Here is a 16,595-nt window from a genome sequence, read left to right as displayed (position 1 = left end):
TTGTCGCTCCCGCCCGGTTCATCAGATCTTGCAGGCGCCGCCGGCACAACCGTCATCTTGCAGATCGGTCTGGGCATCGTCCGCACCATCACGGGTGTTGTGATAGTACAGGGTCTTGAGGCCGTATTTGTAGGCGGTCAGCAAGTCCTTCAGCAGCTGCTTCATCGGTACCTTGTTGCCTTCGAAACGGGCGGGATCATAGTTGGTGTTGGCGGAGATCGCCTGATCCACGAACTTCTGCATGATACCGACCAGCTGCAGGTAACCATCGACGCTCGGTTGCTTCCAGAGCAGTTCGTATTGATCCTTCAGGCGGTCATACTCGGGCACCACCTGCTTGAGGATGCCGTCCTTGGAGGCCTTGACAGAGACCAGGCCGCGCGGCGGCTCGATGCCGTTGGTGGCGTTGGAGATCTGGCTGGAGGTCTCGCTCGGCATCAGGGCGGTCAGGGTGGAGTTGCGCAGACCCACGGTGCGGATCTCCTCGCGCAGCGCTTCCCAGTCCAGGTGCAGCGGCTCGTTGCACAGGTTGTCCAGATCCTTTTTATAGGTATCGATGGGCAGGATACCCTGGGCATAGGTGGTCTCGTTGAAGGCCGGGCAGGGGCCGAACTCGCGGGCCAGCTGCACGGAGGCTTTCAACAGGTAGTACTGGATCGCCTCGAAGGTGCGGTGGGTCAGCGCCAGACCGGAACCGTCGGAGTAGCGGGCACCATTCTTCGCCAGGTAGTAGGCGTAGTTGATGACGCCGATCCCCAGGGTACGGCGGTTCATGCTGCCCTTCATCGCGGCCTTGAGCGGGTAGTCCTGATAGTCGAGCAGGGCATCCAGGGCGCGCACGGCGAGATCCGCCATCTCTTCCAGATCTTCCAGCTTCTCGATGGCACCCAGGTTGAAGGCGGACAGGGTGCAGAGCGCGATCTCGCCCTCTTCGTCATCCACGTTGTTGAGCGGCTTGGTGGGCAGTGCAATCTCGAGGCAGAGGTTGGACTGGCGTACCGGCGCCACGCTCGGATCGAACGGGCTGTGGGTGTTGCAGTGGTCTACGTTCTGGATGTAGATGCGACCGGTACCGGCGCGCTCCTGCATCATCAGGGAGAAGAGATCGACCGCCTTGAGGGTCTTCTTGCGAATGCTCGGGTCCTGCTCGTACTTGACGTAGAGCGCTTCGAACTTGTCTTGATCCGCGAAGAAGGCATCGTACAGGCCCGGTGCATCGGACGGGGAGAACAGGGTGATGTCGCCGCCCTTGATGAGGCGCTGGTACATCAGCTTGTTGATCTGTACGCCGTAGTCCATGTGACGGACCCGGTTCTCTTCCACGCCGCGGTTGTTCTTCAGTACCAGCAGGCTCTCCACTTCGGTGTGCCACAGCGGATAGAACAGGGTGGCCGCACCGCCGCGCACGCCGCCCTGGGAGCAGCACTTCACGGCAGTCTGGAAGTACTTGTAGAAGGGGATGCAACCGGTGTGGAACGCTTCGCCACCACGGATCGGGCTGCCCAGACCACGGATGCGGCCGGCGTTGATGCCGATGCCGGCGCGCTGGGAGACATAACGCACGATGGCGCTGGCGGTGGCATTGATGGAATCCAGGCTGTCGTCGCACTCGATCAGCACGCAGGAGCTGAACTGACGGGTCGGGGTGCGTACGCCGCTCATGATCGGGGTCGGCAGCGAGATCTTGAAGGTCGAGACCGCATCATAGAAGCGCTTGATGTAGTCCAGACGGGTATCTTTCGGATACTTGGAGAAGAGGCAGGCCGCTACCAGGATGTAGAGGAACTGCGGGCTCTCGTAAATTTCGCCGGTGACACGGTTCTGGACCAGGTACTTGCCTTCCAGCTGCTTGACCGCCGCATAGGAGAAGTCCATGTCGCGCCAGTGATCCAGGTGCTGGTTCAGCTCCTCGAATTCGGCCTGGCTGTAGTCTTCCAGCAGGTGCTTGTCGTACTTGCCCATGTCCACCAGTTTGGCAACGTGCTGATAGAGATGGGGCGGCTCGAACTGGCCGTACGCCTTCTTGCGCAGGTGGAAGATGGCCAGGCGGGCGGCCATGTACTGGTAGTCCGGGCTTTGCTCGGAGATCAGGTCAGCAGCGGCCTTGATGACGGTTTCGTGGATATCGGCGGTACGGATGCCGTCATAGAACTGGATGTGGGACTTGAGTTCCACCTGGGAGACCGACACGTTGTCGAGACCCTCGGCAGCCCAGTCGAGCACGCGGTGAATTTTATCCAGATCGATGGGTTCTTTGTGGCCGTTACGCTTCGTCACAAACAAGTTCATTGGCTGATGACCTTTAGTTGATTCCCGAAAAACCATCGCACGGTGCTTGCCTCCAGGCCTTTGAGAGGCGTGGGAGGTGGGGACCTATTGTACGATGAATCACAAGATATAGTGTTATTTTGATTTCGAGCTACAAGATAGTGAGGTCGGCCCGGCTTTGCAATCTGTGGATAAGGGATTAGCTGTGGATAAATTGTGGGTGTTCCGCTCTGTGTTAGTGGACGCTCACAGCGAGTGGGTTTTCATCCGTCCGATCCGGTAAATGCAAGTCTGATGATCGAACATGGAAAATTTAAATAACTTTTTTTGCTTGCGAAAAGGGGGTGTTTTTACTAGCAAATTCAGCCTGATTATCCCTTGTGCAGCAAGGGTCAAAAGGTGTCCGATCTCGCCGCTTCCCTGCTTGTCAAACCGCCAAAACGGGGGATCGCCAGCGATCCCCCGTCGGTACTGCCAAGGCACTGCCGCGATCAGTCAACAGTGCTCATCTGGCCACCCTTTGGCGGTAAAGCTGCCTTTGTTATCCATCTCTGCTGCCTGCCTCCTGTACCAGGGTTGCCCGGCACGGGCTGGCAATCTCAGCCCAGCTCGTAGCGCAGCCAGTGGTGCAGGGCTTGCACGGTGTCAAAGTGCAGATCGGCGCCCCACTGGGCCGGATCCTCATCGTCATTGAGATAACCCCAGCCGGCGACGGCGGTGCGCATGCCGGCGTTGCGGCCAGCCTCGATGTCGCGCACGTGATCCCCCACATAAAGGCAGTGGCTCGCCTCGACGCCAAGCTGGTCGCAGGCAAAGTACATGGGGGCGGGGTCGGGCTTGCGCACCGGCAGGGTGTCGGCGCTGACGGTGACACCGCAACTGGCCAGCGCCGGCAGGGCCGCCAGCAGCGGTTCGGTGAGAAAGCCCGGCTTGTTGGTGACGATGCCCCAGGGCAGCTGCTTCTCGTCGAGCCACTCGATGAGATCCACCATCCCCTCATAGGGGCGGGTGCCGACGCAGAGGTTGGCGGCGTAGTAGTCGAGCAGGGCGGTGCGAAGGCGGGTGGCGCCCAGCTCTTCCAGCAGTTCGTCACCAAGACCGGCCCTGAGCAGCCCGAGCGCCCCGTGGGAGGTGGTCTGACGGATGATGTCGTCAGAGAGGGGGGCGAAGCCTTCGTTTATCAGCACGTGGTTGACGGCGGCGCCAAGGTCTGGCGCGGTGTCCAGCAGGGTGCCGTCCAGATCGAACAGCACGCAGCCAAGGGGCGCAGCAGAGTGAGTCATCATCAGCCTTGCTCCGGGCGCTCGAACGCCACCATGTAGTTGACGTCGACGTTGCGACCGAGCTTGAAGCTGTTGGAGAGCGGCGCGTAGTGCACCCCACTCATGTCCCGTACCAGCAGGCCAGCCGCCTCACCCATGCGACACAGTTCGGCGGGGGTGATGAACTTCTTGTGGTCGTGGGTACCCTTGGGCACCATTTTCATCAGGTACTCGGCGCCAAGGATCATCATCAGATAGGCTTTCGGGTTGCGGTTGATGGTGGAGACGAACACCTTGCCGCCCGGGCGTACCAGGGTGGCGATGGCGCGCAGCACGGAGGCGGGATCCGGCACGTGCTCCAGCATCTCCATGCAGGTGACCACGTCATACTGGCCGGGGGCCTCATCGGCGTGAGCCTCGGCGGTGATCTGGCGATACTCGAGCTCCACTCCCGCCTCGAGGGCATGGAGGCGGGCGACCCCGAGGGGCTCCTTGCCCATGTCGATGCCGGTGACCTTGGCACCCCGGCGAGCCATGCTCTCGGCGAGAATGCCGCCGCCGCAGCCGATGTCGAGGATGCGCTTGCCAAACAGGCCGCCGCTCTTGTCGGTGATCCAGTCAAGGCGCACCGGGTTTATCTGGTGCAGCGGCTTGAACTCTCCCTCCATGTCCCACCAGCGGGAGGCGATGGCTTCGAATTTGGCAATTTCTGTCAGATCGACATTGGCATCACTGTGCATTTTTTGATGATCCTGTGGCAAGGGCGCGCAGGCTGGGTGGGGCGCGCGCAATCTGTTGTCCTGGCGGGCATTATAACGGACGGACTTTGTCACACCAGCCCGACTTGTTACCGGATTTGTGGCTTAAGGTATTTGGCTCAGTGTGTTACCATGTCGCGCTGTTTAAGCCAAAGAACAACTAATTAGGGATTAAGGCTTTCTATGAGCGATCTGGCCAGAGAGATCACGCCGGTCAACATCGAAGAAGAGCTCAAGAGTTCCTATCTTGATTACGCCATGAGCGTGATCGTAGGACGAGCTCTGCCGGATGTGCGTGATGGCTTGAAACCGGTTCACCGCCGCGTTCTGTATGCAATGAACGAGCTGGGGAACGACTGGAACAAGCCCTATAAAAAATCGGCCCGTGTGGTCGGTGACGTAATCGGTAAATATCACCCGCACGGCGACATTGCCGTGTATGACACCATCGTTCGCATGGCGCAGGATTTCTCCATGCGTTACATGCTGGTCGATGGTCAGGGCAACTTCGGTTCGGTCGACGGCGACAGCGCCGCCGCCATGCGTTACACCGAAGTGCGGATGGCCCGCATCTCCCACGAGCTGCTGGCCGATCTGGACAAAGAGACCGTGGACTGGGTGCCGAACTATGACGGCACCGAGATGATCCCGGCTGTCATGCCCACCAAGGTTCCCAACCTGCTGGTCAACGGCTCCTCCGGTATTGCGGTGGGCATGGCGACCAACATTCCGCCTCACAACCTCACCGAGATAGTCAACGGCTGTCTGGCGTTGATCGAGAACGGTGACCTCACCATCGACGAGCTGATGACCTACATCACCGGCCCGGATTTCCCCACTGGTGGCATCATCAACGGTCGTTCCGGCATCGTGCAGGCGTACCGTACCGGTCGTGGCTCCGTCTATGTGCGTGCCAAGGCCGAAGTGGAGGTGGACGAGAAGACCAGTCGCGAGACCATCATCGTTCACGAGATCCCCTATCAGGTGAACAAAGCGCGGCTGATCGAGAAAATCGCCGAGCTGGTCAAAGAGAAGAAGATCGAGGGTATCAGTGCCCTGCGCGATGAGTCCGACAAGGACGGCATGCGCATCGTTATCGAGATCAAGCGCGGCGAGTCCGGCGAGATTGTGCTGAACAATCTCTACAAGCACACCCAGATGCAGACCACGTTCGGCATCAACATGGTGGCGCTCGATAACAACCAGCCCAAGGTGATGAACCTCAAAGAGATCCTGGATGCGTTCCTGCTGCACCGCCGTGAAGTGGTGACCCGCCGGACCGTGTTCGAACTGCGCAAGGCGCGGGATCGGGCGCACATCCTGGAAGGCCTTGCGGTGGCGCTGGCCAACATCGACCCGGTCATCGAGCTCATTCGCCACAGCGCGACCCCGGCCCGACGCGAAAGCGGGCCTGGTTGCCCGCGGCTGGGAGCTCGGCAACGTGGCCTCCATGCTGGAAAAAGCCGGTGACGACGCAGCCCGCCCCGAGTGGCTGGAACCCGAGTTCGGCATCCGCGAAGGTCACTACTACCTGACCGAGCAGCAGGCCCAGGCCATCCTTGACCTGCGTCTGCACAAGCTGACCGGCCTCGAGCACGAGAAGATCCTGGAAGAGTACCAATCTCTGCTGGATCTCATCGCCGAGCTGCTGTTCATCTTGGCGAGCCCGGTGCGACTGATGGAAGTGATCCGTGACGAACTGCTGGCCGTGCGCGAGCAGTACGGCGACGAGCGTCGTACCGAGATCAGCATGTCCAGTGCCGAGATCAACATCGAAGATCTGATCACCCCGGAAGACGTGGTCGTGACCTTGTCTCACCAGGGTTACGTGAAGTATCAGCCGCTCTCCGACTACGAGGCCCAGCGCCGCGGTGGTCGTGGCAAGTCGGCCACCCGGATCAAGGAAGAGGACTTTGTGGAGCGTCTGCTGGTGGCCAACACCCACGACACCATTCTGTGCTTCTCCACCCGTGGCAAGGTCTACTGGCTCAAGGTGTATCAGCTGCCGGAGGCGTCCCGTGGCGCCCGCGGTCGTCCGATCATCAACCTGCTGCCGCTGGATGAGGGTGAGCGCATCACCGCCATTCTGCCGGTCAAGGAATATGACGCCGACAAGTATGTCTTCTTCGCTACCGCCAACGGCACCGTGAAGAAGACCAGCCTGTCTGACTTCAGCCGTCCGCTCTCCTCCGGTATCCGTGCCATCAACCTCAAAGAGGGTGATGAGCTGATCGGGGTGGACATCACCGATGGCAGCAACGAGATCATGCTCTTCTCCGATGCGGGCAAGGTGGTTCGCTTCGCGGAAGGCAGCGGTCGCGCCGATGCCGATGCCACTGACGAAGTCGACACCGACGACGACGCCGGCAACGATGATGATGGCAGTGACAACGGCGAAGGCACCGAAAGCAAGGGCACCTTCAAGGGCGTACGTCCCATGGGTCGTACCGCTGCCGGCGTGCGCGGTATCAAGCTGGGCGCCGGTGACAAGGTGGTCTCCCTCATCGTGCCCCGTGGTGATGGTGCCATCCTCACCGCCACCGAGAACGGTTACGGCAAGCGCACCGCGCTGGACGAGTACCCGACCAAGAGCCGTGGTACCCAGGGCGTCATCTCCATCAAGGTGGATGAGCGCAACGGCAAGGTGATCGATGCGATCCAGGTCGAAGATACCGACCAGATCATGCTGATCACCAACGGCGGTACCCTGGTTCGTACCCGGGTGTCCGAGGTGAGCGTCATCGGCCGCAACACCGGCGGTGTGCGTCTGATCCGTACCGGTGAAGACGAGACCGTGGTTGGCCTGCAGCGCGTTGCCGAGAGCGACGAAGACGAAAACGAAGTGCTGGCCGTTGAAGGGGAGGTGTCTGAAGGCACCGACACCGCAGCGGACGCTGGCGCCGTCGATACCGGGGAGGCGGGCGACGAGTAATCGTCCCCCTTTGTCCGGTGCAAAAGAGCGACCTTGATGGCCGCTCTTTTTTTGTCCGCCTCACCGCAGGCTCTCCCCGTCCTTGTGCTTGCCCAGCAGCTCTCTTCTCTGCTGCCCGGCTCCGTCTGCCTTGCATGCAGCCCTGCCTGCCACGGCGTCATCTTCCTGATATGCAGGGCTGGCCCCATCGCATCAACACGATTCCTTCACTCGGCTGTCATGGCCCTGTCATGACGGCCAGCCATGCTGCCTGCGTTGAATGAGGCCACCACAGAGGCAGGCATCGCTTGCCAGGAGCACTGTTATGACGAGCTGGGTAATGTGGGAGATCTGGTGGAGCCGGATGTGGGGAGGGCAGGAGAAGGCGCGCCTTAGAGTGGATGAGGAGGAGGTGGCGCACGAGCCATCCCGCCTGCCTGCGGAGCTGATTGCACAGCGCCATCCAGCGGGAAGCTGCCCGCCGAGACCACGGGGCTGACGGCACTCAGAACAGACGCAACTGCTCGCCCGGGCGGATGAAGGCGGCTGTATTGAGTGCAATATGGCGCTTGCCCAGTTGCAGCCGCCTGCTGATCAGGCGAAAGCGCTGGGCGAGCAGGTCGGCAAACTGCCCTTCACCTCGCATGCGGCTGCCAAAGGTGGCGCTGTTGAGTGCGCCACCCCGGCTTGCCCGCAGCTGGTTGAGGATCGCCTCTTTCTGGCCGGGATAGTGCGTATCGAGCCAGTCGCAAAAGAGGGGGTGAGCTCGTGGGGCAATCGCAGCAAGATGTAATCCGCACAGCCCGCCCCGGCGTCGACGGCGGCCTTGATGATCTGTTCCAGTTCCGGCTCGTTGAGCCTGGGGATCATGGGGGCAGCGAGCACGCCGACCGGCACACCGGCCTTGGCCAGTCGTTCGATCACCTTGATCCGCCCAACCCCCGTGCTGGCCCTGGGCTCCAGCTGTCGCCTCAGCGTGTCATTGAGGGTGGTGACCGACACCATCACCTGGCATAACCCTTCCCGGGCCAGCTCGGTCAGCAGATCGAGGTCGCGCAGGATCATGGCGCTCTTGGTGATGAGTCCTACCGGATGGCGATGAGCCAGCATCACCGTCAGGAGTGCGCGAGTCAGGCGATAGTGGTGCTCGATGGGTTGGTAGGGGTCGGTATTGGCCCCCAGTACGATGGTTTGTGGCTGATAGGCTGGCTTGGCAAACTCCCGTCGCAGCAGCTCGGCAGCATTGATTTTGGCAAACAGCTTGCTCTCGAAATCCAGCCCGGGGGAGAGCTCAAGGTAGGCGTGGCTGGGTCTGGCATAGCAGTAGATGCAGCCATGCTCGCACCCCTGATAGGGATTGATGGAGCGACCGAAGGGAAGATCCGGCGAATCGTTGTAGCTGATGATGCTGCGGGCGTTGATCTCCGTCACCTCGGTGCGGGGAGCGCTGGCGGCAAATGCCGCGTCCCAGTCGCTCTGACTCCAGCCGTCGTCAACGGTTTCGATTTGCGGGCCGCTGAAGCGGTGCTCGACATTGTGGTTCGCGCCTCGTCCTGCCATCACATCACCAATGCACTGTTTATATATACAGTTATTTTGCTGTGTAGCCCGTCAAACTGCAAGTTCGCAAAGAGCGACCCCATGAAAGAGGGTGAACCCGGGTGATCTCCTGCTTGATCTGTTGCTACATTTCGTTTACATAGACGAAATGCGAACCAGATCACGGAAAATGTCATGCAACCTACTACCGCCCGCTGGCTCTTCATCGCCCTCATTGCGCTGGTCATCTGGCGTCTGATCCCGCTCTCCACCGAGCAGGAGCTGGCCTCGGCCAATCGCGCCTGGCGTACCGGTCACTTCGATGAGGCGACCCGGATCTGGTCGCCGCTGGCCGAGCAGGGCCAGCCACGAGCCCAGGCCTTGATGGGCTGGAGCCATGAAGTGGGGCAGGGGAGCGAGCAGGATATCAGCCGGGCCATCACGCTCTATCGTCAGGCGGCGCAGGCGGGGGATGCCTTCGGCCAATACCGGCTCGGGGAGGTCTACCTGCGGGGGGCCGGGGTGAAGCGGGATCTGCACGAGGCGTTTCACTGGATGGAGCTGGCAGCCAAGAACGGCGATGTCCCCGCCATGTTGAAGGTGGGCGTGCTGCATCTGATGGGGGTCAGCGGGCGGGTCGATCTGCCCCGTGCCAAGGAGTGGCTCTATCAGGCCGCCAAGCAGGGCAATCAGCTGGCGCTCAAGGTGCTGCAGGAGCTGGAACTGGCACAGGAGGGGAGCTCCACGTTCGACTTCAACTGGCAGTCTCTGCTGGGGGAATAGCTGCCAAGCACTTCACCTGACTGTAGAAAATCTCAGCAAATCCGATACAGCCCTGCCTACTTCTGGTAGCATGGTCCGGTTTTTGGTTTGTCTTGCGACGTTGAACGGGTTGTTTGCGTCGTAGGGCGCCTTCGCAAAGTGCTGTGGAGAGCCAGAACATCACCCATTTTTGAATGAATCTTTCCATCCCGCATGTGCCCTTTGGTAGGGGGCACCACTGTATAAGGAAACACACAATGCCAATCATTACTCTGCCTGATGGCAGCCAACGTCAATTTGCCCACGCCGTTTCCGTCATGGATGTGGCCGCGGACATCGGTCCCGGTCTCGCCAAGGCGTGCATTGCCGGTCGGGTAAACGGTGAACTGGTGGATGCCTGCGAGCTGATCGAAGCCGATTCCTCCCTGGCCATCATCACCGCCAAAGACGAAGAAGGTCTGGACATCCTGCGCCACTCCTGTGCGCACCTGTTGGGTCATGCCATCAAGCAACTCTGGCCTCAGACCAAGATGGCCATCGGTCCCGTCATCGACAACGGTTTCTACTACGACATCGATCTCGACCGCACCCTGACCGACGAAGATCTGGCTGCGCTGGAAGAGCGCATGCTGGCGCTGGCCGCCAAGGATTACGACGTCATCAAGAAAAAGGTCTCCTGGCAGGAAGCACGCGACGTGTTTGAAGCCCGTGGCGAGACCTACAAGGTCGAGATCCTGGATCAGAACATTGCCCGTGATGACCAGCCCGGTCTGTATCATCACGAAGAGTACATCGACATGTGTCGCGGCCCGCACGTGCCCAACATGCGTCACTGCCACCACTTCAAGTTGCAGAAGATGTCCGGCGCCTACTGGCGCGGCGACTCCAACAACAAGATGCTGCAGCGCATCTACGGCACCGCCTGGGCCGACAAGAAGCAGCTCAAGTCTTACCTGCAGCGTCTGGAAGAAGCTGCCAAGCGCGACCACCGCAAGATCGGCAAGCAGCTCGACCTGTACCACATGCAGGAAGAAGCGCCCGGCATGGTGTTCTGGCACAACGATGGCTGGACCATCTTCCGCGAGCTGGAGACCTTCATCCGCGGCAAGCTCAAAGAGTACGACTATCAGGAGGTGAAAGGCCCCTTCATGATGGATCGCGTGCTGTGGGAGCGTTCAGGTCACTGGGAGAAATATGCCCAGGCCATGTTCACCACCCAGTCCGAGAACCGCGAGTACGCCATCAAGCCGATGAACTGCCCGGGTCACGTGCAGATCTTCAACCAGGGTCTGAAATCCTATCGCGATCTGCCGCTGCGCATGGCCGAGTTCGGCTCCTGCCACCGCAACGAGCCGTCAGGCTCCCTGCACGGCCTGATGCGGGTACGTGGTTTCACCCAGGATGACGCGCACATCTTCTGTACCGAAGAGCAGATCATGGAAGAGGTGTCTGCCTGTATCCGCATGGTCTACGACGTCTATGGCACCTTCGGCTTCGAGAATATCGTGGTCAAGCTCTCCACTCGTCCGGAACAGCGTATCGGCTCCGATGAAGCTTGGGATCGTGCCGAGGCCGCGCTGGCCGAAGCCCTGGTACTGAACGGCCTGAAGTACGATCTGCAGCCGGGTGAGGGGGCCTTCTACGGTCCCAAGATCGAATTTACCCTGCACGATTGTCTTGATCGTGCGTGGCAATGTGGTACCGTGCAGCTCGATTTTGCCCTGCCGGGCCGTCTGGGCGCCACCTACGTGGGTGAAGACAACGAACGTCATGTTCCCGTGATGATCCACCGCGCCATTCTGGGTTCGCTGGAGCGTTTCATCGGGATCCTTACCGAAGAGTACGCCGGACTGTTCCCGACCTGGCTGGCACCGACTCAAGCCGTGGTCATGAATATCACCGACAATCAGGCCGATTATGCAGTGAAAGTAGCCAAAGCATTGAATGATGCGGGCCTTCGCGCAAAAGCGGACTTGAGAAATGAGAAGATTGGCTTTAAAATCCGCGAGCATACTTTGAAGCGAGTACCCTTCATGCTGGTCTGCGGCGATAAAGAAGTAGAAGCCGGCAAGATTGCAGTGCGTACTCGTAAAGGGGCTGACCTGGGCACTTATCCTGTTGAAGAGCTGATTGCTCTGTTGACCCAGGAAGTTCAGACCCGCGGACAAAAGAAAGTGGAGGAATAAGCTATAAAAGGCGGAAAAAAACTGGGCAAGCAACCGCAAGCCCGCGCTCACCGGATCAACGAAGAGATCCGTCTGAAAGAAGTTCGTCTGACTGGTCTGGATGGTGAAGCCATTGGCATCACCTCCATCCAGGATGCCCTGAACTTGGCCCTTGAGGCCGGAGTGGATCTGGTCGAGATCAGTCCGAACGCTGAGCCGCCCGTTTGCCGGATCATGGATTACGGCAAATTCCTCTACGAAAAGAGCAAGACCACCAAAGAACAGAAGAAGAAGCAGAAAGTCGTCCAGGTCAAGGAAATCAAATTCCGTCCTGGCACCGACGAAGGCGACTATCAGGTAAAACTACGCAACCTGGTTCGCTTTCTGGAAGACGGGGACAAGGCAAAGGTCACCCTGCGCTTCCGTGGTCGTGAAATGGCCCACCAGGAACTTGGTATCAAGGTTCTGGAGCGCGTCAAGAACGATCTGGAAGAGCTGGCCGTAGTCGAATCGTTCCCGAAAGTCGAAGGCCGTCAAGCTGTGATGGTCCTCGCACCTAAGAAGAAATCTTAAGGCCCACAAGAAATTGACTCATGGGGCCAGCCCCATGAGTCGGTTCGCCTTGCGATTTTGTTGTCACTCACAATGCGGAGTATGAAATGCCGAAGATGAAAACCAACCGGGGCGCCGCAAAGCGCTTCAAGAAGACTGGCTCAGGTCGCTTCAAGTGCAAGCACAACCACCTGCGTCACATCCTGACCAAGAAGAGCAGTAAGCGTAAGCGTCAGCTGGGACCGAAGTTCTTTGTTTCCGCTGCCGACCACAAACGTGTTGTCGCTTGTCTGCCGTACGCATAAGGGGGGATGTGAAAAATGCCAAGAGTTAAACGTGGTGTGACCGCTCGCGCTCGTCACAAGAAAGTAATGAAAGCCGCCAAGGGTTACTACGGCGCCCGTTCCCGCGTCTACCGCGTAGCGGTACAAGCGGTAACCAAAGCTGGTCAGTATGCCTACCGTGACCGTCGCCAGAAAAAGCGTCAGTTCCGTCAACTGTGGATTGCGCGTATCAACGCAGCAGCCCGTCAGAACGGTCTGTCCTACAGCCGTCTGATCAACGGTCTGAAGAAGGCTTCCATCGAGATCGATCGCAAGATCCTGTCCGATATCGCCGTTCACGACAAGCTGGCTTTCACCGCCCTGGTTGAAAAGGCCAAAGCAGCTCTGGTCTAATCCGGTTCTGTTATAAATGCTAAAAGGAGGCCTAGGCCTCCTTTTTTGTTGTCTGTCATTTACCGTCTGCAGACGGTGATGACTCGACCATCATGATTGCCATACATATGGCTCCATATGCCATCAAACACAAATTGTGTAGCCAATCACGAAGAAGAAGCCGGTCCGGCTCTAAGCCCTACTTGATAACAAAATGATTTCTAGGGAGAAAAGGGCACCTTAACTATGGTCAGTGAAGGGGCTTTTTTTGTATTATTCCCCTCTTGACCTTATTTAGCCTAAAGGCTCCTGTACCGGGAGTGGTGACGAGGAAGACATGCAACAGCTTGAAGAAGTAGTCGGCCAAGCCAGGGCCGAAATTGAGGGCGTAAGCGACATCGCCGCCCTTGACGAAATCCGGGTCAAATATCTGGGTAAAAAGGGCTTTTTTACCGAGCAGATGAAGGGCCTGGGCGCCCTGTCCGCTGAAGAGCGTCCCGCCGCGGGCGCCGTGATCAACCAGGCCAAACAGCAGGTTCAGGATGCCCTGAACGAGCGTCGTGAAGCCCTTGAAATCGCCGTGCTCAACCAGAAGCTGGCCGCGGAGACCATCGACGTCAGCCTGCCGGGCCGCCGCATCGAGAATGGCGGTCTGCACCCGGTGACCCGCACCATCGAGCGCATCGAGCGCCTGTTTGGCGAGATGGGCTTCAAGGTTGCCCGTGGCCCCGAGATTGAAGATGGCTTCCACAACTTCGATGCGCTGAACATCCCGGCTCACCACCCGGCGCGTACCGATCACGATACCTTCTACTTCAATCCTGATTTGATGCTGCGTACCCACACCTCCGGTGTGCAGATCCGCACCATGGAACACCAGCAGCCACCGATCCGCATCATCGCGCCGGGCCGCGTCTATCGTAACGACTACGACATGACCCACACCCCGATGTTCCACCAGGTCGAAGGCCTGCTGGTCGACGAGCATGCCAGCTTCACCGAGCTGAAAGGGATTCTGCACGATTTCCTGCGCAACTACTTCGAGGAAGATCTGACCATTCGCTTCCGTCCTTCCTACTTCCCGTTCACCGAACCCAGCGCCGAAGTGGACGTGATGGGCAAGAACGGCAAGTGGCTGGAAGTGCTGGGCTGCGGCATGGTGCACCCGAACGTGCTGCGTTCGGTCGGCATCGATCCGGAAAAATACTCCGGCTTTGCCTTCGGCATGGGCGTTGAGCGCCTGACCATGCTGCGTTACGGGGTCAACGACCTGCGTGCCTTCTTCGAAAACGACCTGCGCTTCCTCAAGCAGTTCAAGTAAGGGCGAGAGAACATGAAATTCAGTAAATCCTGGGTGATGGAGTGGGTCCGCACCGAGTTGAGTGACAATGCACTGGCCGAGCAGATCACTATGGCCGGTCTGGAAGTGGACGCCGTGGAAGCGGTGGCCGGCCAGTTCAACAATGTGGTGGTGGGTGAAGTGGTCGAGTGCGCCCAGCACCCGGACGCCGACAAGCTGCGGGTGACCAAGGTCAACGTGGGCGAGGCCGAGCTGCTGGACATCGTCTGCGGTGCGCCGAACTGCCGTCAGGGCCTCAAAGTGTGCGTGGCCAAGGTCGGGGCGACCCTGCCGGGTGATTTCACCATCAAGAAGGCCAAGCTGCGCGGCCAGCCGTCCCACGGCATGCTCTGCTCCTTCAGCGAGCTGGGCATCGACGTCGAAGCCGATGGCATCATCGAGCTGCCGCTTGATGCCCCCATCGGGACCGATATCCGTGAATACCTCGCGCTCAACGACGTCAGCATCGACGTGGATCTGACCCCGAACCGTGCCGACTGCCTCGGCATCGCGGGTCTGGCCCGTGAAATCGGCGTGCTCAACAGCGTGGACGTGGTCGAGCCGACCTGGGCGCCAGCTGTTGCCACCATCGACGCTACCTTCCCGATCCGGGTTGAAGCGCCGGCAGATTGCCCCCGTTATCTGGGCCGTGTCATCAAGGGGCTGAACCTGCACGCCCAGAGCCCGCTCTGGATGCAGGAGAAGCTGCGCCGTGGCGGCATTCGTTCCATCGACGCCATCGTCGACATCACCAACTACCTGCTGCTGGAATACGGTCAGCCGATGCACGCCTTCGATCTGGCGACGCTTGAAGGGGAACTGGTGGTGCGTCGCGCCAAGGCCGACGAGCCCATGACCCTGCTTGACGGCAACGAGGTGAAGCTCAAAGAGACCACGCTCGTGATTGCCGATGCCAAAGGCCCTGCCTGCATGGCCGGCATCTTCGGCGGTGATCGCACCGGTGTCTCCGAGACCACCACCGACATCCTGCTGGAGTGCGCCTTCTTCGCGCCGCTCTCCATCACCGGCCGTGCCCGTGCCTACGGTCTGCACACCGACTCCTCCCACCGCTTCGAGCGCGGGGTGGATCCGGAGCTGCAGGCCAAGGTGATGGATCGTGCCACCCGTCTGCTGCTGGACATCTGCGGCGGCGAAGCGGGCCCGGTTATCGAGGTCAAATCCGATGCCCATCTGCCCAAGGCTGCCCCCATCAAGCTGCGTCGCACCAAGCTCGACAAGGTGATCGGCATCAGCGTGGCCGATGCTCAGGTGGTCGAGATCCTGACTCGCCTTGGCATGCAGGTCACTGTGGACGCCGACGGCTGGACCGCGCTGGCACCCTCCTGGCGTTTCGACATCGCCATCGAGGAAGACCTCATCGAAGAAGTGGCCCGTATCTACGGCTACAACAACATCCCGAACCTCAAACCCGCCGCCTCTCTGGCGATGGTGGAGCAGGCAGAAGGTCAGGTGACCTTGAAACGCGTGCGCGACCTGCTGGTTGATCGTGGCTTCCAGGAAGCGATCACCTACAGCTTCGTCGATCCCAAGGCTCAGCAGACTCTGTTCCCGCAGAGCGATGCCATCGTGCTGCCGAACCCGATCTCGGTCGAGATGTCCGCCATGCGCGTCTCTCTGTTCCCGGGTCTGGTGCAGGCTGTGGTTTACAACCAGAACCGTCAACAGCCGCGGGTGCGCCTGTTCGAACAGGGCCTGCGCTTCATCAAGGACGAGAATGCCGAGAACGGCATTCGTCAGGAGCCCATGCTGGCCGGCATCATCACCGGCAACCAGAGCGACGAGCACTGGGACATCAAGAGCCGCGCTGCCGACTTCTTTGATTTGAAAGGGGATCTGGAAGCGGTGCTGGATTTGACCGCCGAAGGGGCTACCTTCACCTTCGAACGTGCCGAGCACAGCGCCCTGCATCCGGGCCAGAGCGCGGCCATCCTGCGCAATGGCGTGGTCATCGGCCACATCGGCGTGATCCATCCGAGCCTCGAGAAGAAGCTGGGTCTGAAGAGCCGCGCCGTCATGTTCGAACTGGAGCTGGACAAGCTGACCCCGGCCAAGGTGCCGGTTGCTGCCGAGGTTTCCAAGTTCCCTGCCAACCGTCGTGACATCGCCGTGGTGGTTGATCGTCAAGTCCTGGCCGGTGATGTCCTCGCAGTAATTAAAAAAGTTGGCGGAAATCAGGTAGTTGGAATAAACTTGTTTGACGTATACCAGGGTGCTGGCATGGCAGAGGACAAGAAGAGCCTGGCCATCAGTCTTGTTCTGCAAGACACCCAGCGCACCCTGGAGGAGAAAGAGATTGCCGAGACCGTAGACAATGTCGTGCGGGCCCTTGGTGAAGAGTTGAATGCATCCTTGAGGGATTGAT

11 protein-coding genes and 2 pseudogenes are annotated in these 16,595 nt (G+C 59.7%); 9 read left to right on the top strand and 4 right to left on the bottom strand.

Translation table 11 applies throughout. The annotated features are described in order from the left end of the window. Positions 1-21: 21 nt before the first annotated feature. From nrdA to ubiG, 3 genes are all read right to left on the bottom strand, one after another. Entirely contained in the window at positions 22-2,289 is a 2,268-nt protein-coding gene (nrdA, locus tag ACPDZI_RS11070) for a class 1a ribonucleoside-diphosphate reductase subunit alpha (protein WP_016350655.1), read from the bottom strand. Between the two features lie 578 nt (positions 2,290-2,867). After that, a complete protein-coding gene (locus ACPDZI_RS11065) occupies positions 2,868-3,554 on the bottom strand; it encodes an HAD family hydrolase (protein ID WP_438834528.1) in 687 nt (228 codons plus the stop codon). Next, positions 3,554-4,270, bottom strand: coding sequence for a bifunctional 2-polyprenyl-6-hydroxyphenol methylase/3-demethylubiquinol 3-O-methyltransferase UbiG (ubiG, locus tag ACPDZI_RS11060; RefSeq protein ID WP_016350657.1), 717 nt, complete (start codon positions 4,268-4,270; stop codon positions 3,554-3,556). Before ubiG ends, ACPDZI_RS11065 begins: the two co-directional genes overlap by 1 nt. Positions 4,271-4,471: 201 nt before the next feature. Between ubiG and gyrA the strand changes: the two are divergent. Together gyrA and ACPDZI_RS11050 are read left to right on the top strand one after the other, a co-directional pair. After that, positions 4,472-7,220: pseudogene (gene gyrA / locus ACPDZI_RS11055) on the top strand (DNA topoisomerase (ATP-hydrolyzing) subunit A). A gap of 304 nt (positions 7,221-7,524) precedes the next feature. Then, positions 7,525-7,698, top strand: a complete 174-nt coding sequence (locus ACPDZI_RS11050) for a hypothetical protein (protein ID WP_164882096.1) — start codon at positions 7,525-7,527, stop codon at positions 7,696-7,698. Between the two features lie 6 nt (positions 7,699-7,704). On the opposite strand, the pseudogene ACPDZI_RS11045 reads toward ACPDZI_RS11050, so the two are convergent. Further along, a pseudogene (locus ACPDZI_RS11045) lies at positions 7,705-8,759 on the bottom strand (PA0069 family radical SAM protein). Positions 8,760-8,933: 174 nt separating this feature from the next. Here ACPDZI_RS11045 and ACPDZI_RS11040 point away from each other — a divergent pair. From ACPDZI_RS11040 to pheT, 7 genes are all read left to right on the top strand, one after another. Further along, complete coding sequence (locus tag ACPDZI_RS11040) at positions 8,934-9,521, top strand: tetratricopeptide repeat protein (RefSeq protein ID WP_438834527.1); 588 nt, start codon at positions 8,934-8,936, stop codon at positions 9,519-9,521. 236 nt (positions 9,522-9,757) lie between these two features. Then, the gene (gene thrS / locus ACPDZI_RS11035) at positions 9,758-11,686 is read left to right on the top strand and encodes a threonine--tRNA ligase (RefSeq protein ID WP_017410126.1); all 1,929 of its coding nucleotides are present in this window, start codon (positions 9,758-9,760) and stop codon (positions 11,684-11,686) included. Between the two features lie 3 nt (positions 11,687-11,689). Further along, positions 11,690-12,238: a translation initiation factor IF-3 gene (gene infC, locus ACPDZI_RS11030; RefSeq protein WP_026080374.1), complete on the top strand. Its 549-nt coding sequence runs from the start codon at positions 11,690-11,692 to the stop codon at positions 12,236-12,238. Positions 12,239-12,324: 86 nt separating this feature from the next. Continuing rightward, positions 12,325-12,522: a 50S ribosomal protein L35 gene (rpmI, locus tag ACPDZI_RS11025; protein ID WP_005300673.1), complete on the top strand. Its 198-nt coding sequence runs from the start codon at positions 12,325-12,327 to the stop codon at positions 12,520-12,522. Between the two features lie 15 nt (positions 12,523-12,537). Further along, positions 12,538-12,894 carry a 50S ribosomal protein L20 gene (rplT, locus tag ACPDZI_RS11020; protein ID WP_005300683.1) on the top strand — a complete coding sequence of 119 codons (357 nt, stop codon included), beginning with the start codon at positions 12,538-12,540 and terminating at the stop codon, positions 12,892-12,894. Between the two features lie 316 nt (positions 12,895-13,210). Beyond that, positions 13,211-14,194 carry a phenylalanine--tRNA ligase subunit alpha gene (gene pheS / locus ACPDZI_RS11015; RefSeq protein WP_011706167.1) on the top strand — a complete coding sequence of 328 codons (984 nt, stop codon included), beginning with the start codon at positions 13,211-13,213 and terminating at the stop codon, positions 14,192-14,194. Between the two features lie 12 nt (positions 14,195-14,206). After that, complete coding sequence (gene pheT / locus ACPDZI_RS11010) at positions 14,207-16,594, top strand: phenylalanine--tRNA ligase subunit beta (RefSeq protein WP_438834526.1); 2,388 nt, start codon at positions 14,207-14,209, stop codon at positions 16,592-16,594. The last annotated feature ends 1 nt before the right edge of the window (position 16,595 follow it).

It is taken from the genome of Aeromonas oralensis, from assembly GCF_049665575.1.
In the GTDB taxonomy this organism is placed as follows: Bacteria; Pseudomonadota; Gammaproteobacteria; order Enterobacterales; family Aeromonadaceae; genus Aeromonas; species Aeromonas hydrophila.
This window is presented reverse-complemented; position numbering and strand designations above follow the sequence as displayed.